General features: G+C 60.3%; 18 protein-coding genes and 2 pseudogenes. 5 read left to right on the plus strand and 15 right to left on the minus strand.

Annotation, left to right across the window (positions count from 1 at the left end; genetic code table 11):
- From IVA82_RS38605 to IVA82_RS38615, 3 genes are all read left to right on the plus strand, one after another.
- The coding region (locus IVA82_RS38605; RefSeq protein WP_247493840.1) for a hypothetical protein at nucleotides 1-662 on the plus strand (662 nt) is incomplete at its 5' end.
- A 684-nt stretch (nucleotides 663-1,346) separates the two neighbouring features.
- Entirely contained in the window at nucleotides 1,347-2,387 is a 1,041-nt protein-coding gene (locus IVA82_RS38610) for an IS110 family transposase (RefSeq protein WP_247493812.1), read from the plus strand.
- 1,811 nt (nucleotides 2,388-4,198) lie between these two features.
- Nucleotides 4,199-4,936 (plus strand): outer membrane beta-barrel protein, encoded by a 738-nt coding sequence (locus IVA82_RS38615; protein WP_247386243.1) that lies wholly within the window; start codon nucleotides 4,199-4,201, stop codon nucleotides 4,934-4,936.
- A gap of 481 nt (nucleotides 4,937-5,417) precedes the next feature.
- Here the strand turns inward: IVA82_RS38615 and IVA82_RS38620 are convergent, their stop codons facing one another.
- Together IVA82_RS38620 and metC are read right to left on the minus strand one after the other, a co-directional pair.
- The gene (locus tag IVA82_RS38620; protein ID WP_247493813.1) at nucleotides 5,418-6,143 is read right to left on the minus strand and encodes a LuxR family transcriptional regulator; all 726 of its coding nucleotides are present in this window, start codon (nucleotides 6,141-6,143) and stop codon (nucleotides 5,418-5,420) included.
- A gap of 937 nt (nucleotides 6,144-7,080) precedes the next feature.
- Nucleotides 7,081-8,307 (minus strand): cystathionine beta-lyase, encoded by a 1,227-nt coding sequence (metC, locus tag IVA82_RS38625; protein ID WP_247493814.1) that lies wholly within the window; start codon nucleotides 8,305-8,307, stop codon nucleotides 7,081-7,083.
- Between the two features lie 1,432 nt (nucleotides 8,308-9,739).
- Here metC and IVA82_RS38630 point away from each other — a divergent pair.
- Nucleotides 9,740-10,434 (plus strand): annotated as a pseudogene (locus IVA82_RS38630) (transglycosylase domain-containing protein).
- A 124-nt stretch (nucleotides 10,435-10,558) separates the two neighbouring features.
- Here the strand turns inward: IVA82_RS38630 and IVA82_RS38635 are convergent.
- Nucleotides 10,559-10,759 (minus strand): annotated as a pseudogene (locus IVA82_RS38635) (hypothetical protein); the annotation flags it as partial.
- 585 nt (nucleotides 10,760-11,344) lie between these two features.
- Between IVA82_RS38635 and IVA82_RS38640 the strand changes: the two are divergent.
- Entirely contained in the window at nucleotides 11,345-11,500 is a 156-nt protein-coding gene (locus IVA82_RS38640) for a hypothetical protein (protein WP_247493815.1), read from the plus strand.
- Between the two features lie 71 nt (nucleotides 11,501-11,571).
- Here IVA82_RS38640 and IVA82_RS38645 read toward each other — a convergent pair whose 3' ends face one another.
- From IVA82_RS38645 to IVA82_RS38700, 12 genes are all read right to left on the minus strand, one after another.
- Nucleotides 11,572-11,877 carry a WGR domain-containing protein gene (locus IVA82_RS38645; RefSeq protein ID WP_247493816.1) on the minus strand — a complete coding sequence of 102 codons (306 nt, stop codon included), beginning with the start codon at nucleotides 11,875-11,877 and terminating at the stop codon, nucleotides 11,572-11,574.
- Nucleotides 11,878-11,891: 14 nt separating this feature from the next.
- Nucleotides 11,892-12,248 carry a hypothetical protein gene (locus tag IVA82_RS38650; RefSeq protein ID WP_247493817.1) on the minus strand — a complete coding sequence of 119 codons (357 nt, stop codon included), beginning with the start codon at nucleotides 12,246-12,248 and terminating at the stop codon, nucleotides 11,892-11,894.
- A 447-nt stretch (nucleotides 12,249-12,695) separates the two neighbouring features.
- Nucleotides 12,696-13,475 (minus strand): YggS family pyridoxal phosphate-dependent enzyme, encoded by a 780-nt coding sequence (locus IVA82_RS38655; protein ID WP_247493818.1) that lies wholly within the window; start codon nucleotides 13,473-13,475, stop codon nucleotides 12,696-12,698.
- An 805-nt stretch (nucleotides 13,476-14,280) separates the two neighbouring features.
- Nucleotides 14,281-15,834, minus strand: coding sequence for a tripartite tricarboxylate transporter permease (locus IVA82_RS38660; protein ID WP_247493819.1), 1,554 nt, complete (start codon nucleotides 15,832-15,834; stop codon nucleotides 14,281-14,283).
- Nucleotides 15,835-16,302 (minus strand): tripartite tricarboxylate transporter TctB family protein, encoded by a 468-nt coding sequence (locus tag IVA82_RS38665; protein WP_247493820.1) that lies wholly within the window; start codon nucleotides 16,300-16,302, stop codon nucleotides 15,835-15,837.
- A gap of 11 nt (nucleotides 16,303-16,313) precedes the next feature.
- Nucleotides 16,314-16,847: an XRE family transcriptional regulator gene (locus tag IVA82_RS38670; RefSeq protein ID WP_247386223.1), complete on the minus strand. Its 534-nt coding sequence runs from the start codon at nucleotides 16,845-16,847 to the stop codon at nucleotides 16,314-16,316.
- Between the two features lie 89 nt (nucleotides 16,848-16,936).
- Nucleotides 16,937-17,887 (minus strand): PDR/VanB family oxidoreductase, encoded by a 951-nt coding sequence (locus tag IVA82_RS38675; protein ID WP_247493821.1) that lies wholly within the window; start codon nucleotides 17,885-17,887, stop codon nucleotides 16,937-16,939.
- The gene (locus tag IVA82_RS38680; RefSeq protein ID WP_247493822.1) at nucleotides 17,888-18,397 is read right to left on the minus strand and encodes an MOSC domain-containing protein; all 510 of its coding nucleotides are present in this window, start codon (nucleotides 18,395-18,397) and stop codon (nucleotides 17,888-17,890) included. It lies immediately after the preceding gene.
- Nucleotides 18,398-18,432: 35 nt separating this feature from the next.
- A complete protein-coding gene (locus tag IVA82_RS38685) occupies nucleotides 18,433-20,076 on the minus strand; it encodes a thiamine pyrophosphate-dependent enzyme (protein WP_247493823.1) in 1,644 nt (547 codons plus the stop codon).
- Nucleotides 20,073-20,750, minus strand: a complete 678-nt coding sequence (locus tag IVA82_RS38690) for a 3-oxoacid CoA-transferase subunit B (protein ID WP_247493824.1) — start codon at nucleotides 20,748-20,750, stop codon at nucleotides 20,073-20,075. The genes IVA82_RS38685 and IVA82_RS38690 overlap by 4 nt, the downstream gene beginning before the upstream one ends.
- The gene (locus IVA82_RS38695; protein ID WP_247493825.1) at nucleotides 20,747-21,409 is read right to left on the minus strand and encodes a 3-oxoacid CoA-transferase subunit A; all 663 of its coding nucleotides are present in this window, start codon (nucleotides 21,407-21,409) and stop codon (nucleotides 20,747-20,749) included. The genes IVA82_RS38690 and IVA82_RS38695 overlap by 4 nt, the downstream gene beginning before the upstream one ends.
- A 20-nt stretch (nucleotides 21,410-21,429) precedes the next feature.
- Nucleotides 21,430-22,608, minus strand: a complete 1,179-nt coding sequence (locus tag IVA82_RS38700; protein WP_247493826.1) for an acyl-CoA dehydrogenase family protein — start codon at nucleotides 22,606-22,608, stop codon at nucleotides 21,430-21,432.
- Between the last annotated feature and the right edge of the window lie 10 nt (nucleotides 22,609-22,618).

The raw sequence follows: 22,618 nt of genomic DNA on the forward strand, positions 1-22,618 counted from the left end.
TCGGCTTCTCGCTCCACACCCCGATCAACATCTTCCTCCTGCTCCCGATGAAAGCCTATGCGCTCTGTACCTTGAGCAACAGCGACTGGCTCTCGCGCAGACCAGCCGATTTGCCCGACGGAAATGGAACGCATGGCAAGCTTTTGTGCCCGGGCCCGACAACCGACAAGCCGAAGGAGATTGTTTGCACGTCGCGCATTCAGCACCTTGAGCACCGCATTGCTCTACAATTGGAGGTCGTTGCTCAACTGATCTGCCAGGACAAATTCGCGCTTGGAGCGGTCAAGCTGCTCGACGAACTCACAAGCGAACTGGTCGCGACGAAGCTGGAACTCGGCGCAATAGGCGAGGCGAGCGCCAGCAGGCCCAGCAGGCGAACAGTCCCGGCGAAACAATACGGTGACCTCTTCTATCCAGAAGACCTCCGCATCCTAGCTAACATTTTCGACCAGGCAGTCGCAGATTTACCGCCAGATCGCCGTACTATCGCCAATCGTACGCAAATCGCCAAACTTGTTCTAGCTCGGGGAACGACACGTGAAGCCAAGTCCGACCCGACTCATGGCGCCTGCGTTCTTGGCGATTTGCTCGATCAGACGTTCAACTCTTACTCGTCTAATCAAATCGAGGTTCCGCTTAGCACCTGGCGGAATTCTGCATAAGGCGTAGGTTAGATCACTCGATCGGGTAATAAGAAGACATCGTCCTGGTTTTGAGAACTGCGGTCCTTTCGAGATCGCCCAGCGATTGGTATGCAGGCAGCCTGCTTTTCCCAACAGTTTCGTCTCGTCAGCAGGCAGGCCGCGGGACAGGTGGCAGGACCACTTCTCCGGCATCGTCAAGGCAAGAACCGTGTATTCAAGCCCTCGGTCTCAAAGGATGAGTACGGTACCCCTTGCACTGCAGTGCGACCACCTGCCGGCCGCCGCGACGCGCAAATAGTCCAAGTCCTAACGGCACTCCGACTGCGCCGCGAGACGGCTAGTCTCGTCCACGTTTTGCGACCGAAAGTCTTCTCTGTTGCCCCGGCGGGTGGGGCAATGCCGCCGAGAGAAGCGCAGCACTCTGACCGCAGGTAGCAGCCATCACGAATGTCGTTTTCCTGCGACGATCACGGCGTGGGCCGCTCCGCGGATCTGCATCCTACGCCTGGCTCCACGCACACTGCTGCTGCAGGCCACCTCAAGTTAGAATACATTTTGGCTGGGAGTAGCTTGCGGCGCGGCAATCAGGATGGAAGTGCGTCCCATCCAGATTGATGGTGTGGAACGGCCCCGTTACCGACAGCATCAAAGTGCTAAAACGTGGGTCGTTGCTAGCAACGCCACAAGGTAGGGAGCCGTTCCGTGAATCAGATTAGCACCATCGGCCTGGATTTGGCCAAGAACGTTTTTCAAATACACGGCGCCGACGCCGAGGGCGCGCCGATCTTCAATCGAAAACTGCGTCGGACCGAGGTGCTGCGCTTTTTCGAAAAGCTTCCGCCGTGTCTGGTCGGCTTGGAGGCGTGCGGCGGTGCCCATTATTGGGCGCGCGCGATTGCGGCGCTCGGTCACGACGTGCGCTTGATCCCGCCGGTTTACGTAAAGCCGTTCGTGAAACGGGGCAAGACGGACGCTGCCGACGCCGAGGCGATCAGCGAAGCTGTGACCCGCAAGACCATGCGTTTCGTTCCGATCAAATCGGCCGATCAGCAGGCGGCGGCCATAGTGCTGAAGACGCGCGCTCTTTTACTCCGCCAGCAAACTCAGGCGATCAACGCGCTTCGCGGGCATTTGTCGGAGTTGGGCATTATAGCCGCCACCGGCACGGCGAAAGTAGCAGAGTTGATCGAGATCGTGCGGGACGAAGAGGACGTTTGCCTGCCAAAAGTCGCCCGTTTGGCTTTGGCTGAAATCGCCGATCAGATCCAGGCGTTGACGCGCCAGATCGATAAGCTCGAACGAGGTAACGTCGGCGAGGTGAAGCGTGACGAGGACATGCGGCGCCTGATCACAATTCCGGGCGTTGGAGCGATCACGGCGGCTTCCGTCAAAGCGCTGGTCCCGGATCCCGAAGGATTCAAATCCGGCCGTCACTTCGCCGCCTGGCTGGGACTGACGCCAAAGCCCCATTCTAGCGGTGGCAAGGAACGGCTCGGCGGCATATCGAAAATGGGGAATCCAACGCTCCGCTCGCTGCTTGTTTGTGGCGCGACGTCGGTCTTGCGACGCGTGAAGGGCAACGAGAAAGCGCCGCGGTGGCTAATCGCGCTTTTGGCGCGACGGCCTTTCAAGGTAGTCGCGGTCGCGCTTGCCAACAAGATCGCGAGGATCATCTGGGCGCTCCTCACCAAGGGCGGAAGCTATCGAAATACTGGCGTGGCAAGCGGCGCAGCACGTGCCTGAGCCGAACGACGACCAGAACAGACTGCCCGGCACGTAGCCGGACAGAGGCGAGGTGCATAATTAGACGATGACCCCACGGGAGGAAATCCCGAGGCGAGAGAGGCCGGCGCGACAATGCGCTTAAAGCGCGTCAGATTGATCAGCCCCTCGCATCGCGAATTTCATCGAGGCCAGCGGTCCACGACCGCGCTGAAAGGCCGGACATATGACCGCACCGTTCTTGGAGGACAAAATGTCTAAAAAAGCACTTGGCCGCGGGGCCGTTCCACATATGTCGCGCTATAGTAGCCGAAGGGACTTGAATCGTACGTAGCGTCACGTTGTAGGAACCAGGCATCCGCCGCCTCGCGTCGACCAACTAGTCAACGACCGAGGGCGGGAGTGTGACGTAACACATCAAAGCAATCCTCCGGTTTAGACATCGAGATGACGACACCGCTGCTTTTTCTCACTATGATCTTCTTCGGCGGCTTTGGATTAGGATATGCTATGCGCAGCTGGCGTTCCCGCAAGCGACGTGAGCACGCCCGGCTCTATGGCGCTTACTTTCATTCCGGCAATTCTGCTCCGCCGCCGCTCCGAGTTCCCGCACGCCGTGGTTCCTAACGCTGCATTCGGCCTTGCTCAAGCTCGAAATTGCCGATGCCACACGAGGGCGAACGCCCACCGTCGTCAGTTCGTAGAGCACAGAATCGCAAGGCAGCGTGGAGGCCACGCGCGTGCTCGCGTGGAGTCAGTCCCAACGGCGCGGTGTAACGTGTGACTGATTGCCGATTTGACCCGAGACACTGACGGTGAAGACTGCGAGTCGGCCGTTCACGGATGATCGAGTCGGCGGCGGTGGATTCGCAACCGGCCCTGGACCTTGCAACGTACATTTGCGTGATCTTAGCATGCGCGGAAGCCATTGCCGGACCGAGTTTCAATCAGCGCTGGTGCGCACCGCGGAGACGATATGTCTGGCACGCGAGCCAGCGCTTGAACTGAATGCGACGGCGAGCACGATTGCGACAACATCGACACGGAGCACCTTTCACTCTCCTGCGGCATCTACACCGCTTCGATGCCCGTGGCGATCTGCACTGGGCGAGAAGCGAGATCCAGAGCCATCGCACGACTTCGAATTTCATCTCGCGCAGGATCAGCGCCGCATTGACCGTGACAAATGCTTCCTGGCCGAGTTCGATTCGCTGAACTCGCCTACCTAAACTGAGAGGTTTCGAAGGTGAGGCTTCCCTCCTAGAACTCGATCCGCGATAGTCAGTACAGCGGGTGCATCATGAAACCTGACGAGCGCCTCGCCGAGGTCCTTGAGAATAGCGCGTGTTTTGATGATGAGGCATGGGAGGTGTGGGCACAGTGCCTCTCACCCACTGAGCGGCTGGCGTATATTCGCAAGCATCGCTCTCACTTCCGGTTCGCAGATTACGATGAAGTGATAGCTGTTGTACGGGGTCGGCGCTTCACCGGTTGCTCATCGCAGCTACTTCGATGGCGTCACAGGATAAGAGCAAGGACGTTGCAAAGCGCTTTGCTCTTTTCGGTTGCGGTGTGGCTGGGCATCATGTGGCTTGCGGTGCGCTTCATCCGCTGAGATCAGCAGCCCGCTTTTCGCCCACGCCTACGCAATCTACGTTCGCACGCGAAGGAGCATTGCGAGGCAGTTGAAGATGATCCGCAACGCCGCAACCTGACGCAGGGTTCGGTTCAAGCATTCCTTTCGGCGCAAATGTTGCGATGCAGTTACAGCTATTCGCGCGGATGTTGTTAAGACGCGCGAGGCTCGGGGCACTCAAGACATGAGAGTAGAAATGAAGAACTTGTTGCTTGCGACTGTAAGCATTGTGGCGCTTGGCGCGATGGCGCCCGCATTCGGCGCGGATCTGGCTGCGCAGCCCGTCCAGCCTCTCTATGCCAAAGCTCCGCAGCCTGTTGCGGCTACGATCTACGACTGGAGCGGCTACTACGTCGGTATGAACGGCGGCTTGGGCTCAAGCTCGAATTGCTGGGACTTCAATGGCGGCACGCCTGAGGGCTGCCATGATGCGACCGGCGGTACTGTGGGTGGCCAGATCGGCTATCGAAGGCAGATGGGCCAGATCGTCCTTGGTGTTGAAGGCGAGGGGAACTGGGCTGATTTGACTGGCTCGAATGACAGCGTCGCGTTTGCGGATATTAACCAGACCAAGATTGATGCGTTCGGCGTGGTAACGGGGCAGATCGGTTATGCCGTGGACAACGTATTATTTTACGCCAAAGGTGGTGCCGCAGTGACGAGCAATACCTATCAGATTAGCTCGACCCTCACGGGCGCGCAGCTTGGGAAGAGCGACCACATTCTTTGGGGTGGTGCATTGGGAGCTGGGATTGAGTACGGTTTCGCGCCGAGCTGGTCGGTCAGCCTCGAGTACGACCACCTATTCATGCAGCCCGGAGCGGTGCACTTCCCGGCGCCCGCAGGCGGAACCGATCGCATCCGCCAGGATTTCGATCTTGTGACTGCACGGCTCAACTATAAGTTCGGCGGCCCGTTTCTTCTGAAATACTGATCAGCAGTACGAACGGCGGATCGAAAGCCCCGGCCCATGGCCGGGGCTTGTTTTTGCGAGGGCGGGCTTGCTGCATCAAGCAATACCGTTATCCCAGGCGACTAGGTTGTCGCAATCCAAGCCCAAAAACCGCTCCCACACTGGACGAGTGGCGGCATCCACAACCAACCACGCTTGCGAAGATCACTGTCATCGCACGCGCGTCATCGATGCGGCGAATGCTCTCCCGTCATGGCCAGTCCACGTCGGATTTAGGCAATCGTGCGAATCTCTCCCGCATCGAAAACACGCCCCCCCTCGGCGGGATGCGCATCTATGCTCCCGAAGACGATCGAGATGACAGGCTTGTCAGCTATTCGCGGCAACAGCATCTTCTGCACCTTGGGCTGAACGTGTCCTCGCTGCTATTGTCATATTGTCACGCTGGTCAGCTCGCTCGTGAGTTCGGCATAGGTCAATACGCGGCAGCGGCGCCGAAACGTCAGATAAGACCGAGGCGAATCGCCTTGGCAACGCAATGGGTACGGCTGTTCGTCTCTAGCTTTCGCATCGCGTTCTTCAGGTGAAAGTTCACCGTATTCTCGCTGACTCTCAGGATGACTCCGATTTCCCAGGATGATTTCCCCTCTTCCACCCAGCGGAGGCAATCCTTTTCTCGTTCGGATAGGGCCACTTGCATGTGGCATCTGCCCTCCGATGACGGCGCGATCTCTGCAAATGCATGATGAAACTGCCAGGCCAATGCGTTGAGACGACTGAGGCGACACTCAGGGTCGACATCGTCGAACCTGGATGCAAAGGATGCGACAGATAGCTGTCCAAATGGTCCGAACAGTGGTACGGTTACGCCATGCTTCAGACCGGCCTCTTTGGCCTCGTTCAACACACGCATTTCGCCGGGCTGCAATTGATATTTGTGAGCGAGTTGATCCCATAGAAACGGCGCCGACTGCATCGTCGTACGCCGAACCACGGGATCGATGGCATTGTATCGGCGTTCAGCATAGCGCTCGCACCACGCGGAAGGAAAGTTCACTGTCACCGCGGCTGGCAGATACTCTGGCCGGCGGGTCGGCTCCGCGTCCGTCAGCGCCCCGTAAGCGACTTGACTGAAGCCCTGTTCGCTCGAACAGCTCACAAGCAGATCGAACAACACCTCGGGAGATCGACTCTGTTTTGCGCATTCGATGAAGCAAAATAGGTCCATTTGGTGCCTCCCGCCACCGACTTAGGCAAACCGGTGCTGCGTCTTTTGAGTGGATCGATTTGGGCAGGGGCCCTGCGCCACTTCAGCCTCCTCTTGCTTGCGAAGTGCTCGACCGAACGCGACAATCATACTTCTCATCATGAGCTGCAATCGAGTTGCCTCAGATCAGATAGTTGCTCGATAGAGAACAATGTGCATGCGCTTCTTCGGGAGGAGGCGGACCTGAAGCGTCCAGCAAATGTCGTACCAGCTGAGGCGCAAGTGCCGCAAAAGCACGAGTGCTGGAGAACTGGGGACGCAACGTTCACTGCTAGAATTCGGACATTCGTCGCAAGAGAGACAACCTTGTTGGCGCTCGCTGAAGAATATATGTTGCATCGGCAAGACGCGAACGATCGTTTACGCGTTGGTCAGCCTCCCGCCTTTGCTCCGGGGGCCAGCCGAGCTAGCGTAGACCCAGCGCCCGCGTCATAGGGCGCAGAGGCAATTAGACGCAGAAATGGCATGCATCCGCTGCGATACCCGTTTGCCATGGCGGTCGCGCCGTACCGAACGGAACGCCGGAGATCCCCGGTTGCGCGATCGCGTATTGCCAAGCGCTCGTGTTCAAAAGCACCCGGACATGTTTGGGCGAACGAATCATCCGAATACGGCAATGGCACCTGCGGCTTAAATGACATCCAACTGATCGCACGTCATAGGCGTTGTGCTCACGCACATTGACAGACAGAAGCCGTGCGCATGGTCTTCCTGCACGGGGCTGGTGCTCCACCTCGGAGATGCACGGCCATAAATCCGCTTTACAAATGGTAGATCATCGGCCGCGTCGGCCAACATGCCCAGTACTCGCGACTGTCTGCGCTACTGATCTCTGCTCGATAGCGCCCAAGCGTCGCTTTTATCGGCCTCCTCCGCGCCATCAATACTGCCCTTGAAATCACCCGTCTCTGCTCTCATCCTGGTAAGCAGCGTCGCTCACGCAGTGTTCGCAGGCGGCTCGCAGCGCCTGATGCATGTCCGCAATGAGATCACTCGGCCCCTCCATGCCGGCGTGAATACGAATCAACGGTCCATCAAATGAAACCATTGCTTCCGTTCGTGGAGGATCATCGACAGGCAGCACAAGGCTTTCGTACCCACCCCACGACAATCCGATTCCAAAAAGGCGCAGTTTCTGGAAGAAAACCGAAAGCTGGGCCTTGGACATAGGCTTCAGAACGACGCCGAACAGGCCACTTGCACCCAAGAAATCCCGCTTCCAAATATTGTAGCCGGGATGGTTTGGGAGCGCAGGGTGTAGAACCTGGCCCACTGCCGGGTGGTCTTCCAGGCTTTGAGCCAGCTTCAGGCCATTTTCGTAATGCTGCCTCATGCGAACGGCTAGTGTGCGCAGTCCACGAAGAGCTAAATAGATGTCATCTGGCCCAGCAATCTCCCCGAAATGATGAGCGCTTGGCTGCAGGAGCGGCCACGCTTCCTTGTTAGCGGTAGCAATGCCCAGAAGGGCGTCGGAATGACCAACGATATACTTGGTCGCGGCATGGATCGAGATGTCGACGCCATGGAGAAAGGGTTTGAAATAGAGCGGCGTCGCCCAAGTATTGTCCATGAGCACGAGCGCACCCGATTGATGTGCGATCGCGCACAGCACGGGCAGATCCTGTACCTCAAACGTCATGGACCCCGGGGACTCCAGGTACACAGCTCGCGTTTTTGTCCCAATCTTCGCGAGTAGATCCGAAGGTTGTGTGGGATGGAAGTACTCCACCTTGACCTTAAATCTAGTTAGAACCTGGTTCGCGAACATCCTCACCGGTTCATAGACGTTATCGCAGATCAAAACATGATCCCCGGCCTTCAGGATCCCGAGAAGCGCGTGGGAGCACGCAGAGAGACCCGAAGGGAACAAGATCGAACGATACCCGCCTTCCAGTTCACAAATGGCAGCCTCGAGAGCGCGAGACAGCGGTGAGCCGAATCGTCCGTAGTTCGTCACTGGATTCTGCTTGCGCCTATCCCACTCTTCGAGGGTTTCCGAAACGATCGTGGAACCTCGATAGACAGGAACATTGACCATCCCGGCGTGTTCAGCCGGCGCGCGACCGAGATGAGACAATTGCGTGTTGGGCTCTGGCAAGCCTTTACCCCAAGCGATCCGATCCATACCTCTCCTATCTGGGATCGCGCCGCTTAAATGCGCGGCGAATGCCCACTACTATCAATCTGCAACTCGTCTCCGGCGCGACGACTAGAGAACTCTGCATCGATGGCCTCTTCGTCATCATATCCCAACGTTAGAGCAGCTCTCCTCCCAGATCGAAAGCGCGGTCGACCGCACAGTGAGACCGTGCCGGACCGCGCCCCTGAAAGTCGGTGGTCAGCTTCATGCAGATCTACAGTGGGTCCATCACTACAGCAAAGGTTGGGCCAGACGCGCGGGCTGCGCGCTGCAGGCGGATTAACCCGGACTGGTCGAATGCCTCGGCACCAGGCGAATTTCTTGTCGGACAAAAGACGCTGCATGTGGGCTCCTCGCCAAATCGGTTAAATCGGGACGATCTTGATGTGGGTTGACAATTGCACTTCTTATGAACTCGCGCGTTGGCGTTGTTTTTGCAACTTCCCAATGAAGGCCTAGTTGCTGCACGCTTATGCTTATATCGAAGCGGGGAGCATGATTTGCGCCATTTAAGCACCGGTTGCGGTCGTTACGCCGCCGTCATGCAAGTTCGTGGTGCAAGAGAATTGCGCAGGCCCACTACGCTGAATGATCACAACTTACACGAACCGACACCTGACTGAATCGAGAGCTGGCCCTTAACAGACTTGAATCGTACCTAGCGTCAAGTTGTACTAACTAGCGGTTCGATTCTCCGAACCGAGACACATTCCGGCCTCAAGGTGCAGGCGCGGCACATTGAGGATCTGCGAGGCGCGCTTGAGATGATGGTGGCAGCTCTTATTGTCCTTTCGATTGTCGCCGCCGGTGGGGCTGGCTACGGCGTCCGTACTCGGCGTTTTCGCAGCCGACGAGAGCGCGCGCGGCTGCATATGGCTACGGCCCACTCCGCAGAGAGCTGCAGCAGTCATGCGCCGTCGCGCAACTCGCTCGAGCAACCCGCCTGCTGGCAACCAGAACCAGATCTTGCGGACCAGAAGCGCTCGACAATAACCCGCGAGGGCTAAACAATTCACGCGGGTTCACCTCTCACCTGCAGAATTCGCTGCCGGCCCCCTCGGCAAGGTGCAGCTGATGCGCGAGTTCTTACGTTGTGCTGCGGCGTGTCGCGGCTCCAGAACTACGACAGATGCTTTTTTTGGTGGGGACGTCCGAACGGAGCGGCGTGCCGCAAGCGGCACGCGTTTCGACGCGCCAAGTTCAAATAATTTGAAACGCAAGTGAGTCAGATGATACCGCGAAGAAGAACGCCAATCCAAGATCGTATGATGGCTGGAGCCAGGCGTGTCTATTCGATTGCCTGCATGCTAACGGAGCTTATGCGCGGTGCGAGGCTTGTTCGCCGATCTTTGCGCTGTACGATCGTCGATCCGCTTTCGGAGGCCTTAACATTCGGGCTCATCAGCTCATACTGTCAATGATCGTGGCAAACCCCGTTTTTCAGAAAACAGGTGATCAGGATTGGAGCGAGGGCGCCGATCCCACACTCTGTCTGCCGGAATGCCGCACGGGTCTGACCAGCGCTTGCGCGACGTACAGCTCGATTTCAGTGAAGGAGCTTCCGGACGTCCTAGTCAAGGCGACGTTGGCAACCGGGGATCGCCGCTTCTATAACCATTTCGGCATTGACCTTACCGCGATCGCGCTCTCATTGCATGCCGGTCCGGGCACAAAGGCCGTGCGCTCGTCCATTACCCAGCAGGTTGCGAGAATTCTATTCCCTCAGATGAACCAACTTTGGAGGTCAGGATTCAGGAGGCGCTTGTCGCAATTTGGCTCGAATGGCGGCTCAGCAAGGATGAAATCCTGAAGATCTACCTAAACCGTGTGCAGATCGGAGGCGGCATCTTCGGCGTCAGTGAAGCTGCGCAGAGTTATTTCCACAAGCAGGTTCAGGATATCGAACTTGGCGAAGCAGCCCTGCTTGCCGGCCTGATAAATGCGCCACTAGATCTACCTTCGCATGTTGCTCTTCCGAATGCGCGTGAGCGTGCAAACCTGGTTCTGGACACCCTCGTCGAGACCGGGCTCATCACTAATGATCAGCTGTTCGCGGCAAAGCAACATCCGGCACGCCTGATCTTCATGCATCAGGACGCATCGCCGAATTGAAGAGATCGAGATGAGCGTGATCTCGCGGAAGATGATTGCCACTGCTGCCAAGGAGTGGAGGGTAGCACAGCTGATTGACTGCAAATTGGTATCGCACCCCGCAATGTAACTGGCGGATCGCGATTCATCGGAAAGAGCCGGCCGGTTGCCTGGCGATAGCAGGGAGGCTGACGGTCGGATCGTCGCTCAACGGGGCGACGGTTTCCAGGTATGTTGCGTGCCCGCTGGACGGCCCATCCATCGTTCTGCTCAGCACGAGCACACCGATGAGGCGAATGATGAAGCCCTCATTGGCGAAGATGCTGACAAAATCGAGACGTACTCGTTGAAGTCGTATCATCCGATCGAAACATTAATGCCGTTTTGGGCGGCAGCGTCCTCATACAGTTGACGGCAGCGCGAGACGTGCGAGGGATTGAGCAAAGTCTTCATTGCTGCACGCGTCCTATCGTTATGAATGGTGTCTGGCGAGATGGTGAAAGCATGCGGCAACAACCTGAAGCGAGCACCTACCTACTCTGATGAGAAAGCCTTGCATTTCTCAATGAGGAAGCATTCGGGTGGTTAGGCAAGAGGGCAGAGCGTTGATCAATAGCGGCCGGAGAAGGCAAGCCTGTTTGCAACGTATACTGTGAAGCTGCTGACCTTAGGTCTCGCATTGAGCTCGTCAGGCGGCCGGGTTGGGACGGGTTGGAGCGGCGGCGGCGCTGGTGGCAAGATGATAAGGCGCGGATCATCGAGAAGACGTGGGCGCCAGCGGCGAAGGTGATGGAGGTTAAGGCGATGGACAACATGCTCAAGTGCTGGAGCGAGTTCACCCGCTTGACCCGCGGCGGCCGCGTCTGCCTTTGAATAGCGCCGCCTGGGATCACCATGTGTTATTCGGGAATGAACAACGATTGGAGACGGCGTGAAGAAGGTCTCGCTGGCGGACCTGATCGTTCTCGGCGGCACCGCAGCGGTCGAGAAGACCGCCAAGGACGCCGGCGTCGACGTGAAGGTCGGCGGAAATGTCCGTGGCTGTACTGCACGCCAACGACGGTGTTACCCCTCAAGATCCTTCTGAGAAGCAAATTGTCCATCAGTAGGTTGAAACGCAGGCTCGAGCGTCCGCGTATGACTTGATTCGCATAAGCTTCAGCTTTGCTGGCGACTTTGCTGTTGCGGTGGACGGAACCGCTCACTGCAGCTGTGGGGCTTCGCCGGAAGTAGCCCACGACGGGCTTTACGCACGAGCCAAGCCTCGAGCGCCTCGGCGGCCCTGCACCCGGGCCCAACGAACAGATCGAGTCGCCGGCGGCCGCTGGCCGAGGCGACCCATTCCCGCAGCAATGCAGTGTCGCCAAACAGGGTTGGCTCGATCGTGAGCACATAGAAACGGGCCATGTTCCGGGCCGGATCGCAAGGTTCGAGCACGAGGTATTGCACCGTGAGTTCGGACATGTGTCAGAATCTTATTACTGAATCGTCAGGTTGCGAGCGTCGCGGTCGAATCGACTAGAGAACCATTTGCGCATACGCCGAATGGCTGCAACGTCGCGAGTGTCGTCGAGTGCAATAGTATCCGCAATGAAAGCTTCGGCGGATTTCGCCTCCATGTTCAGGTCGGAAAGAATTCTAGCCGGAAAGTCCTTAAGGTTTTCCGTTATGATCATTGCGGCTTGCGTCTTGGCGGCCGCAGCGACAACGTTGTGATCGCCGGGATCGAGCAGACCCGCCGCGACCGGCGAGAAGTTGTCAAAATCTGTAACATGGCGTCTTCGAAGGCAGCTTCCATGCTGGCGCGCGCGCCCGTTCCGCGCGCCCCGTTGCATCGTCAAAGCCTTGGCCGCTCAAGATTTCCTCGATAGCTGCTTGTCTCGTCCAGGACGCGGCTCGACCAGCGGAGACAAAAAAATTCTGCCTCGGCCAGGGAGAGCAGCAGGTTCCATTTAAGCGCGCTCGCAAGCCGCTCCTGGCCAATTCCGCAGCACGTGCGGCGCGATTCTTCGCAAAAGACCGTTTTGGTCCCTTTCGCTCACCGAATTTCAGGAGATTTCCGGGCTATTTTCCAGCCGCTCACCGAGCGAGAATTGGCGTCGCCCCTGTGGGACCCAGCTTACGGCTGCGCTGAAGCCCCGCAAGCGGGCTTCCCCTTACCGGGTTGCCATCTCCGGATTGATCGTCGTCGCACCCATTGTGCTCGGATTCTGCTCATGGAGCGGCGGACCGTTTCAAGGGAGGCCGCGCTCGCGTTTTAGCGCCGCGCGAAGCACTATATATTAAGACGATCCTTCGTTCCCTCGAAGGAGCCCGGGCCAGTACTGTCCGTCTTTCGTCGGTCGCGGCCCAAAAATGGCCTGGCCAACTCTAATGACGTCAGCCCCCTCTTCGATTGCCATCTCGAAGTCGCTTGTCATACCCATAGAGAGCAGGTTAAGTCGCGGCGATATCCTATCGCGTAGCGCGTCTCGCAACTGCCGCAGCAACTTGAAACACCCGCGAACCTTGTCGGCGTCACGACTGAAGATTGCGAGAGTCATAAAGCCGCGAGGAATCAGGGCCGGATAGTCGGGAAGCCGACGCACAAAGTCACCCACTTCGTTCGGCGAGAGACCGTATTTGCTCACCTCACCGGAGGTGTTGACCTGGACGAATACGTCGAGACGTCTACTTTCGGCGCCGAGCCGGGTCTGGAGCGCATCGGCCAATCGTATGCTGTCCAGCGCGTGAAACTCGCTGGCGAATTTGATCATCGAATTCACTTTGTTTGTCTGGAGGTGGCCGATGATACTCCAGTTCAGCGACAGATCGGCGAGATCTCGAGCCTTGCCCTCGGCTTCCTGAACCTTGTTTTCCCCAAAGTTAGAGAGGCCGAGTTCGGACGCGATACGGATGACGACGGTTGGCACCGTCTTGCTAACGGGCAACAGTCGAACTTCCGAGCGGCGACGGCCTGCCCGCACGCAAGCCGTCTTTATCCTTTGTTCAAGCTCATCGAGATTGGAGCGAAAAAGCGAGCGCGGATCATTCGTGAACCTCTCGTTGTCTATTTCTGACATCGTCCGCTCCCTGCTGGTCCCTCACTCTACTCTTCAGTGAGCGAGAGATCACGACATGCTGAATTTCGGTCGTTCCGTCCAGATATTGGGCCGTCTTTGCCGCGGTCACGTGACGCGCTATCGGCGTCTGGGTCAAAAGCGCTCTCGCGCCAATCGATTGCATACACTGTATGATGCCGTTCATTGCGGCTCTCGTGGCGAACTTTTTCGCGTGGGCGGCGTCAACTCTAGCGCGCTCACCGCGATCGAGCTTGGATGCCGCAGCAGAGAACAACAGCCGCGCGGCGTGAAGGTCCGTCGCGACGTCACCAGCAGCCATTGCAGCCCTGAAAATCGATGGTTTTCGAACCAAAGTCGGTCCGGCCGTTCGTGGCCGCCAGCGCGCAATCGAGCAAGGCCTCCATCATTCCACAGCACAGGGCTGCGACGAGCGTTCGGGCGACGTCGACACCGGCCATGGCGGAGGAAAGAGCACTGCAGCCTCGTCTACGGGGCAATCCGACAGTTCGATCCCAGCGAGCCCCATGGCCTGACACCCGACTAGATCGTACGGCGGCGTCACCGACAAGCCCGCAGATCGTCCCTCCGCCAGAAAGCCCGCAATGCCGAACGCGCACGCATGGCCAGTATCCGCCCAGGGTAGGCGAGGCTACCCTGCACCGTGCGTTTGCTGGCGTGCCGATTCTGCGCCATCTCGCGGGTGGCGCGTTCGTCGAAATACTTCTTGCCTTGGAGCTCTTGTTGCCTGGACCGTCTCTCCTCTTTACTGGGCCGCGAAGCAACCGGCCCTTGGCCGATTAAAAGCTCACTCCGCGGGTCGGGCGGTCGCGACGCCGTTCCCCTCTGCGACGTCGAGCGCCGCAAGGACCTTCGGCTTGCGCAAGCGCAAGTAGACCTGTGCCGCCAGAAGCGTCACGCAAAGGAACAGAAAGAACGCGCTGATCGGCCGCTCGACGAAAATCATGGCGTCACCGCGCGAGACCAGCAGCGAACGGCGGAAATTCTCTTCCAGGCGTGGCCCCAGGACGAAGCCGAGCAGGATCGAGGCCGGGTGGAAATCGAGCAGCAGGAGTAGATAGCCGATCAACCCGACGATGACGGTCTCGCCGACCTGGAACATGTCGTTGTTGGTCGAGTAGACGCCGATCGCGACGAAGAACAGCGCGCTTGGATAGAGATATTTGTAGGGAATCATCAGGAGCTTCACCCACAGCCCGATCAGCGGGACGTTGAGCAAGACCAGCATGACATTGCCGATCCAGAAGCTCGCGATCAGGCCCCAGAAGATGTCGGGGTGCTCTTTGATCAGTTGGGGACCGGGTACGATGCCCTGAATCATCAGCGCACCCAGGATCAGAGCCATGACTGCGTCCCCGGGAATGCCAAGGCTCATAGTCGGGATGAAGTCGCCCTGTACCGACGAATGCGTCGATGCCTCTGGACAGGCGACGCCTTCGATCATGCCGGTGCCAAACTTCTCCGGCGTTTTCGAAACCTTTTTCTCGGCCGCGTAGGAGATAAAGGAAGCGATCGTTGGTCCCGTTCCCGGAATGAGCGAGCAAAGGCTCCCGATGATGGTGCCGCGCAACATCGCGGGAATCGAGCGGCGGAGTTCGTCGCGTGATGGGCGCAGATCGCGCAGGCCGACGTTCGAATAGCGCGTGTTCACCTCGGAGTATTGGTTCACGCTCTTCATGAACTCGGCGATACCAAATAGACCGAGAGCGAGTCCGACGAGTTCGATGCCGTCAAGGAGATTCGGGATGCCGAACGTGAAGCGCTCCGAGCCGGTCTCGACATCCGTTCCCACGATTCCTAGAAACAGGCCCAGCAACGTCATCGCGATGCCTTTGAGCGGCGAGCCTTTCGCCAGCGTGGAACCGGCGAGCAGGCCCAGAAGCATCAGCGAGCATATTTCAGTTGGACCGAACTCCAGCGCGACTTTCACCAGCACCGGAGCCAGAAAGATCATTTCCAGGATGCCCCAGGAAGCGCCGACGAACGACGATAGGACCGTGATGCCGAGCGCCGCGCCGCCGCGGCCCTGCTTCGTCAGCGGAAACCCGTCGAGGCACGTCACCGCGTGCGGCGGATGGCACGGCAGGTTGAGCAGGATCGAACAAATCGCGCCGCCGTATTGCGCTCCATAAAACACGCCTGACAGCATCATGATCGCGCCGACCGGCTTGATGCCGAACGTCAGCGGCAGCAGCACCGAGATCGTGGCGAGCGGCCCCATTCCCGGCAGAACGCCCACCATGTTGCCGACCAGAACGCCGACGAAACACCACATGAAATTCTGTGGCTCGAAGGCGACGCCGAAGCCGTACCAGAGATCGGAAAGCGCGCTCGCGAACATCTAGAACCCCCAACGGTACAGCGGGAAAGGAACCTTCAGCACGTAGGAAAAGAGAAGGCAGCCGGCGACCGTGACGACCACAGCCAGGACGGCCGAACCTCTCACGGTGGCGGTTCTGTCGCCGAGCGCGGAGACGAAGACGCACATGAAGGTGGCCGCGGCCATGCCGAAATAGACGCCGAAAAGGATGAACATCAGCGGTCCCGCGAGGATGCAGGCCCAGCCGCGCCACTCCATTGCGGCAGGCAATATGCGCTCTCCCTCTTCGAGAGGCGTCGCCAACCCGGTGACGAAGATCAAGCCTCCGACGATAACCATCATCACGCCGAGCATGAACGGAAACATGCCCGGTCCGATGTGCGCGAAGGTCCCGAGCGAATAGGTAGCCGAGTTGAGACCGATACCGGCGCCTAGCAGCACCATGAGCAGCCCGGCGTAAAAGTCCTTCTTTCGTAGCATGATCGGCATTCTTGGCACCTCTATGCGGTCTTGGTCGCTATCACGACGAGCGCCGATGCCGGTTCGGAAGACACCTGGATCAGCTTGTGCGGGATCGTGGAATCGAACTGGATGCAATCGCCGGGATTCAGGGTCTCCTTGCGCTTTCCGATGACGAGTTCGATCCGGCCGGTGAGGATGAACAAGATCTCCTCACCTTCGTGGTGGCTCATGATGCGACCGCGTTTCGCTGTCTTGGTCGGCCGCACGATGAAGGCGCGCATCGTACGTTCGGGAGCCAGTCCCGCGACAAGCGACAGGTGAGTGTCGACGTCGCCCGCCTTCCCGTTCTTCGCGCGGACGATCGTGATCGGGTCGTGGTCGTCGGGTTGGCCGTAAAAGTGGTCTAAGGTCGTTCCGAGCGCCTCGGCGATCTTGAGCGCGGAGCCTATCGACGGAGAGGAAAGCCCGCGTTCGAGCTTGGAAAGATAGCTGCGGGTCAGACCGGAATCGGCGGCAAGCTGCTCCAGCGTCATGCCGCTCTGCACGCGGAGGAATTTGAGGTTGAGTGTCATTGCGCTCGGATCTTTCCGAAGTTATTGCCTGCATCGATCTCGCACCAAACCAGCGACAATTCAAACCGTAGAAAGGGCTCTCCGACCGATCAGAGATCCAGCACCAGTCTCTGTCCGGCGCAGTCGCCCACGCAGACGATGAGTTCATTCTGCCGCTCGGCGGGCGAAAGCACGCGATCGCGATGGATGGGCGGCCCCTCGGTCCAGCGTGTGCGGCAAGCACCACAGATGCCGCCGCCGCAGGACACGGGTACGTCGACGCCGAGCGCATCCAGCGTCCCGAGAAGACCCACATCCGGCGTGACGGTCGCCCGCTTCTTGCTCGCCGACAGATAAAGTTCGTAGGGAGGCACGTCGCTTTTGGCGGAGACCTTCGGCGGCGTGAACATCTCGATGTGCTTTCGCTCTTCCGGCCAAGCCGAAACGGCATCTTCGAATGCCTTCAGCATCGGGGCGGGTCCGCAGCAGGCCGCCAGACCAGATCCGGTGAATTCCCCGACGATCGCGGCGACGACGGGCTTGGCCTGCCTGGTCGTGTCGTACAGGCGGACGCGGCCCGCTTCGATCGCCGGCACGATCATGTCGGGCAGGACCGGCCGCCCGCGGCTGGTCCAATGCAGCACATAGTTCGAGCGCCCTCGGCGCTCGAGATGCCGAATTGCGGAGATGAACGGGGTCACGCCGATGCCTCCTGCGAGGAATACGTTCGTTCCCTCCCGGTCCAGTGCGATCCCGCCGCGCGGCAGCGAGACCGAAATGGGCTGTCCCACCTCCACGCGGTCGTGCAGGAAGTGCGAGCCGCCGCGGCCTTCGCGTTCGCGCTTCACTGCGATCACGTAGCGCCGATCGTCGTCCGGCTCATTGCAGAGCGAATAGGTCCGGACGAGACCCTGGCCCAGGTGAACGTCGATGTGCGCCCCGGGCCTAAAAGGTGGCAGTTCCCAATCGTCCTGGTCGACCAGCGTGAAGCGCTTGGTGTCGTTGCCGAGATCCTCGACTTTCGAGACAACGGTGGAGACCGTCTTTATCGCCTTCGCCATCTAGATCGGCCTCACGGCGTCGCCGACGCGCAGCGTGCCTCCCGCGATGATCTTGCAGTTCAGCCCCGACCGGTTGATCAACGGATCGAAGACCGACTTGCCGAGTATCTCCTCGATGTGCCGGCACGGCGTCGAAAGGCGGGTCGCCTCGACAATCGCTTCTCCGAGCCGGAAGCGACGGCCGACGAGATGATTCAGCGGGACGCCTTCGACGGTCACGTTGCGGCGATGTTCCTCGGGCAGCAACTCGATCTTGTGGTCGCGTTGCAGGGCCTCGAGCGTCTCCATCTCGAACAGGGTGACCTGCCGTCCCTCCTCCGGCTTGTGCGAGTAGAATCCTGTTTCGTGGCCGACGAAATATCGATCGCCCTCGATACCGCGTCCAGCGACCAGCTTGAGCGAGGGAAACGAGCGCATCGGCAAAAAGGCGCGCGGGGTCTTGTGCAAGAAGCGAACGACGCCCTGCCAAGACATCGTGACCTCGGGCTCATCGATTGCGATCGCGTCCATCGTGTTTTCTCCCTGGGCCTTAATCCGAACTGGTTTCAACGTGAGGCGGCGAGCGATTTGTCGAGCGTCTGGCGCACGTCCGATCGCACCTCGATGACGACCGGTCCTTTGGTCGTCATCGCCTCCGCGACCGTCCCCGGGGCACGTTCCGCGTCCTCGATGACGAAGCCCGTCGCGCCGAAGGCGCGTGCCAAAGCGGCAAAGTCGGGATTCGACAGATCCGTGCCGTACGGACGATCGGGAAAGGCCCGCTCCTGGTGCGACCGGATGGTCCCGTAGGACCGGTTATTGGATACGACGATCTTGAGGTTCGCGCCTCTGGCGACGGCCGTCGCAAGCTCATTGCCCGTCATCAGGAAGCCGCCGTCTCCGCAGAAGGCGACCACTTGCCGCCCCGGAAAGCGAAGGCTGGCAGCGAGCCCGGACGGGACCCCACTGCCCATCGCCCCGCAAGCCGAGCCGAGCAGCCGCGCGGTCGGCTCGAGGCTGAAGATGCGATGGACCCATCCGGCGAAATTGCCGGAGTCAGTCGTGACGATGCCATCGGGCCTGAAGTGCGCGGCGATGGCCGCCACCGCGTGACCGAAGACGTCCGCCGATGGTACGCCGAACCGAGGCCAACCATGCGTGGCCGTCCGCGCCGCGGCAGCCGCGTGGAACCACTCGGTGCGGTCCCGCGCCGTCGCGGGCGCGGCAAGCATGGCCGACACGAACGCGTGCGATCCGGATACGACCGCGACGTCGGTCCGGACGCGCTTTCCGATCGTATCGGGATCCGGATAGACGTGGACGAGCGGCTGGCGCGGCTCGGCCTGTCTCGGAAATGCGAAGCCAAGCGAGGACAGATCGCCCAGACGTGTTCCGACGGCAACGACGAGGTCGGCGCGTTCGAGCAGTTTCACATGAGGCTGAGACGTGAAGAACCCGAACTGACCGGCCCACAGCGGGTGAGAGTTCGGGAATTGGTCCTGCATCTTGTTCATGGTGACGACCGGCACGTTCCATTTCTCGGAAAACGCGACCAGATCTTCGCGGAACGATGCCGTCCGGCATTCGCCGCCGACCAGCAGGATCGGCCGCTCCGCCGCCGTCAATGCCGCCCTCGCCTGTTCGATGGCCGCAGCGCCCGGCTCAGGACGCACGGCCCCGTTGGCCGTGGCCGCAAATCCCTCGGCCGTATCCTCAAGGAGATCTTCCGGCAGTTCGATGGCGACGGGACCGGGCGTTCCGGCTTGGGCCACCACGAACGCACGGGCCATCATCTCAGGAACGAGATCCGCCGAGTTCAGACGCACGGACCACTTCAGCACGCCATTGAACGAACGACCACAGTCGATCTCCTGCACGGCGTCGCGCGCAAGGTTCGGACGGTCGACTTGACCGACCAGCATCACCAGCGGAATCGCCTCCTGCGCCGCGACGTGCAGTCCAAGCGCGGCGTTGAAGGCGCCCGGACCACGACTCGCCATCACGACGCCGGCGCGGCCGGTGAGCTTGGCGTCGGCTACGGCCGCGAGGCTCGCGCTACCCTCGTGGCGGCAGGTCACCAGGTCGAAATCGTTTCGATCGCGCAGTGCGTCCAGCAGGGCCAGGAAGCTCTCCCCCGGCACACCGAAAGCCCGGTCGACCTCATGGGCGACGAGGCTGTCCACGACGAGTTCGGCGACGCGATAGCTCATGCGACGCTCCCGTCCTGCCTGATGGTCAGGGGATCGCCCATGACGCGCAGTGGCGCCTCCGTCCGATCTCGCAGCGCCCCGATCGCGAGGCCGTCGAGCAGCGCTCGGACCGCCAGTCCTCCCTCGGCCACGTCGATGATGGCGAGGCTGGTGAAGATGCGGGTCACCACTCTGCGTGCGGTGAGTGGATACCCGCATCGCTCCACGATGCGGGAGCGGCCATCCTTCGTGGAGTGGTCCATCATCACCCAGATCGACTTGGCGCCGACCGCCAGATCGATGGCTCCGCCGATGCCGGGCGGCGACCCGTTGTCACCGGTCGTCCAGTTGGCGAGATCACCGTCCTTGGACACCTGAAAGGCTCCGAGCACGGCGACGTCGAGATGACCGCCTCGCATCATCGCGAACGAGAGGCTGGAGTCGAAGTACGAACCGCCGGTCCGGAGCGAGATGGGCATCTTCCCCGCATTGATGAGATTCCAGTCCTCTTCGCCCGCCGCCGGCTTCGGACCCACGTTGAGGACGCCGTTCTCGCTGTGAAGGATCACGCCCGACCCCTCCGGTAGGTAGTCAGCGACGTGCGTCGGGGCGCCGATACCGAGATTGACGAACCCTTCCTGCGGCAAATGAAGTGCGACCATGCGCGCCAGCGCGTCGCGTGAAAGCGGCGTCATTGGGAGCTCCTTGCGAAAACGCGATCGACGAAGATGCAGGGAGTGACGATGGCTTCCGGATCCAAATCGCCGACCTCGACCACGCGATCGACCTCCACGGCCACTGTCCGGCCGGCGGTCGCCATGACCGCGCAGTGGTTGCGCGCCGTCTTGTTGTAGGTGACGTTGCCGAGCGTGTCGGCGAGATGACCTTTGACGAAAGCGAAATCTGCACGAAGCGGTAGCTCAAGAATGAATTCGCGTCCGTCGACGACGATCTTCTCCTTGCCGTCCGCGAACACCGTTCCGACGCCGACGGGAGAAAGGAAGCCGCCGATCCCGGCGCCGCCCGCCCGGATGCGCTCCACCAAGGTGCCCTGCGGAACCAGCTCGAGCTCGACGGTGCCTGCACGATATTGTTCGGCGAACTGCTTAGCGCTCCGCGGATAGGAGCAGACGATCTTGCGAACGATCCTGGCTTCGAACCACAGCGACAGATCGTCCTCCGTGGAGCCGGCGTTGTTCGATATCAGCGTCAGGTCGCGCACACCCCGGTCGAGCACCGCCTTGACCACTCCGAGCGGAAGACCTGCTCCGCCGAATCCGCCCATCATGACGGTGTCGCCGTCCTTGATGCCTTCCACGGCGGCCGCCGCGTCCTCAACCACTACGTTGCGCATCGTTTCGTCCGCCGTGTTTGCTACGGGATTGATTTGGGATACGTCGCGGACATGCCGCGGCCGACCCGGTCGAGCAGCATCTCGTTAGTGCCGTCGGCGTAGGCCGCCATCCGGACCTCGGCGAAATGCATGTTCAGGCGGTGGCCCGCGCCGGCGCCCGTCGCGCCCAGGATCCGGACGCACTGATCGATGCCCCAAAGCGCGGTGTCGACAGCGAACTTCTTGGCTTGCGCAGCCAGCGCGACCGGATTTCCCCCGGTCTGTATCTGCTCGGCGGCGCGGAAGACGAGCGCGTTGGCGGCCTCGAGCCGGACCGACACCTCCGCCAGCTCCCAGCGCAGGCCCTGATGTCCGGTCAGCGGCTTTCCGAAGGCCTGCCGGCCTTCGCAGTAGCCCACCGCCTCGCACAGCGCCGCATGCAGCGTCGCGACGCACATGGCGGCCACGTGAACGCGGGCCGCGTTGACCGATGCCATAGATGCCTTGAGCGCGGCGCCCGGCGCTGCGATCAGACACCACTCGGGAATGAAGTGAGCGTCGAAGGCCACTTCGGCCAGACGGAAGGAACGCGCTCCAGGAACAGCGATCTCGGTCCGCTTCACCGTCTCGGCCTGGCCGAAAGGCACGTAGAAGCTGGCGATGTCACCCGCCCCCGCAGCGTCGCCCACGCGGGCCAGGACGATCAGACCACCCACCAGCAGGCCGTCCGTTATCCACGCCTTGGTGCCGCTCAGAGCCCAGCCGCCGTTGACCGGAACGGCCGTCGTGGTAAGGGCGGAGACATCGCTGCCACCCGCTGGCTCGGTCATGGCGGTGGTCAGAAGAAGCTCGCCGCGCAGCGCGGGCTGCAGCAGGCGCTCGATCTGGATCGACGTACCGGTCTGTGACAGGCGCGTCGCTCCGCCTTGGTGATGGTTCAGGCAGAACGCGGCCGCAAACCCGTGGCGCGCCATTTCCTGCGCGACGCGGACTTTGCACAGGTATGACGCTTCCAGGCCACCGTGAGCGCGCTTGGCCTGAAGTCCCAGCATGCCGAGAGCGGCCCACTCGGCGATCCACTTTTCCGGAAATGCCTCACCCGCCGTATGCGCGGCGAAGACGCTCTCGGAGAAGGCACCGGCGCAGAACGCCCGCGCCTTCAGCACGTGATCACGCTCCTCGGCGGAGAGATAAGCGTCGTACTGATGATAGAAGTCCATAGGAGATCCT

The organism is Bradyrhizobium sp. 142, from assembly GCF_023074015.1.
Classification (GTDB): Bacteria; Pseudomonadota; Alphaproteobacteria; order Rhizobiales; family Xanthobacteraceae; genus Bradyrhizobium.

Coding starts and splice junctions, on each gene's coding strand:
- IVA82_RS38665 (WP_247493820.1), bottom strand. CDS start 16,302: ATGCCGATCATGCTACGAAAGAAGGACTTTTACGCCGGGCTGCTCATG.
- IVA82_RS38655 (WP_247493818.1), bottom strand. CDS start 13,475: ATGTCAGAAATAGACAACGAGAGGTTCACGAATGATCCGCGCTCGCTT.
- IVA82_RS38615 (WP_247386243.1), top strand. CDS start 4,199: ATGAAGAACTTGTTGCTTGCGACTGTAAGCATTGTGGCGCTTGGCGCG.
- IVA82_RS38675 (WP_247493821.1), bottom strand. CDS start 17,887: ATGGCGAAGGCGATAAAGACGGTCTCCACCGTTGTCTCGAAAGTCGAG.
- IVA82_RS38650 (WP_247493817.1), bottom strand. CDS start 12,248: ATGCAACGGGGCGCGCGGAACGGGCGCGCGCGCCAGCATGGAAGCTGC.
- IVA82_RS38660 (WP_247493819.1), bottom strand. CDS start 15,834: ATGTTCGCGAGCGCGCTTTCCGATCTCTGGTACGGCTTCGGCGTCGCC.
- IVA82_RS38695 (WP_247493825.1), bottom strand. CDS start 21,409: ATGCGCAACGTAGTGGTTGAGGACGCGGCGGCCGCCGTGGAAGGCATC.
- IVA82_RS38690 (WP_247493824.1), bottom strand. CDS start 20,750: ATGACGCCGCTTTCACGCGACGCGCTGGCGCGCATGGTCGCACTTCAT.
- IVA82_RS38645 (WP_247493816.1), bottom strand. CDS start 11,877: ATGTCCGAACTCACGGTGCAATACCTCGTGCTCGAACCTTGCGATCCG.
- metC (WP_247493814.1), bottom strand. CDS start 8,307: ATGGATCGGATCGCTTGGGGTAAAGGCTTGCCAGAGCCCAACACGCAA.
- IVA82_RS38620 (WP_247493813.1), bottom strand. CDS start 6,143: ATGGACCTATTTTGCTTCATCGAATGCGCAAAACAGAGTCGATCTCCC.
- IVA82_RS38700 (WP_247493826.1), bottom strand. CDS start 22,608: ATGGACTTCTATCATCAGTACGACGCTTATCTCTCCGCCGAGGAGCGT.
- IVA82_RS38680 (WP_247493822.1), bottom strand. CDS start 18,397: ATGGACGCGATCGCAATCGATGAGCCCGAGGTCACGATGTCTTGGCAG.
- IVA82_RS38685 (WP_247493823.1), bottom strand. CDS start 20,076: ATGAGCTATCGCGTCGCCGAACTCGTCGTGGACAGCCTCGTCGCCCAT.
- IVA82_RS38670 (WP_247386223.1), bottom strand. CDS start 16,847: ATGACACTCAACCTCAAATTCCTCCGCGTGCAGAGCGGCATGACGCTG.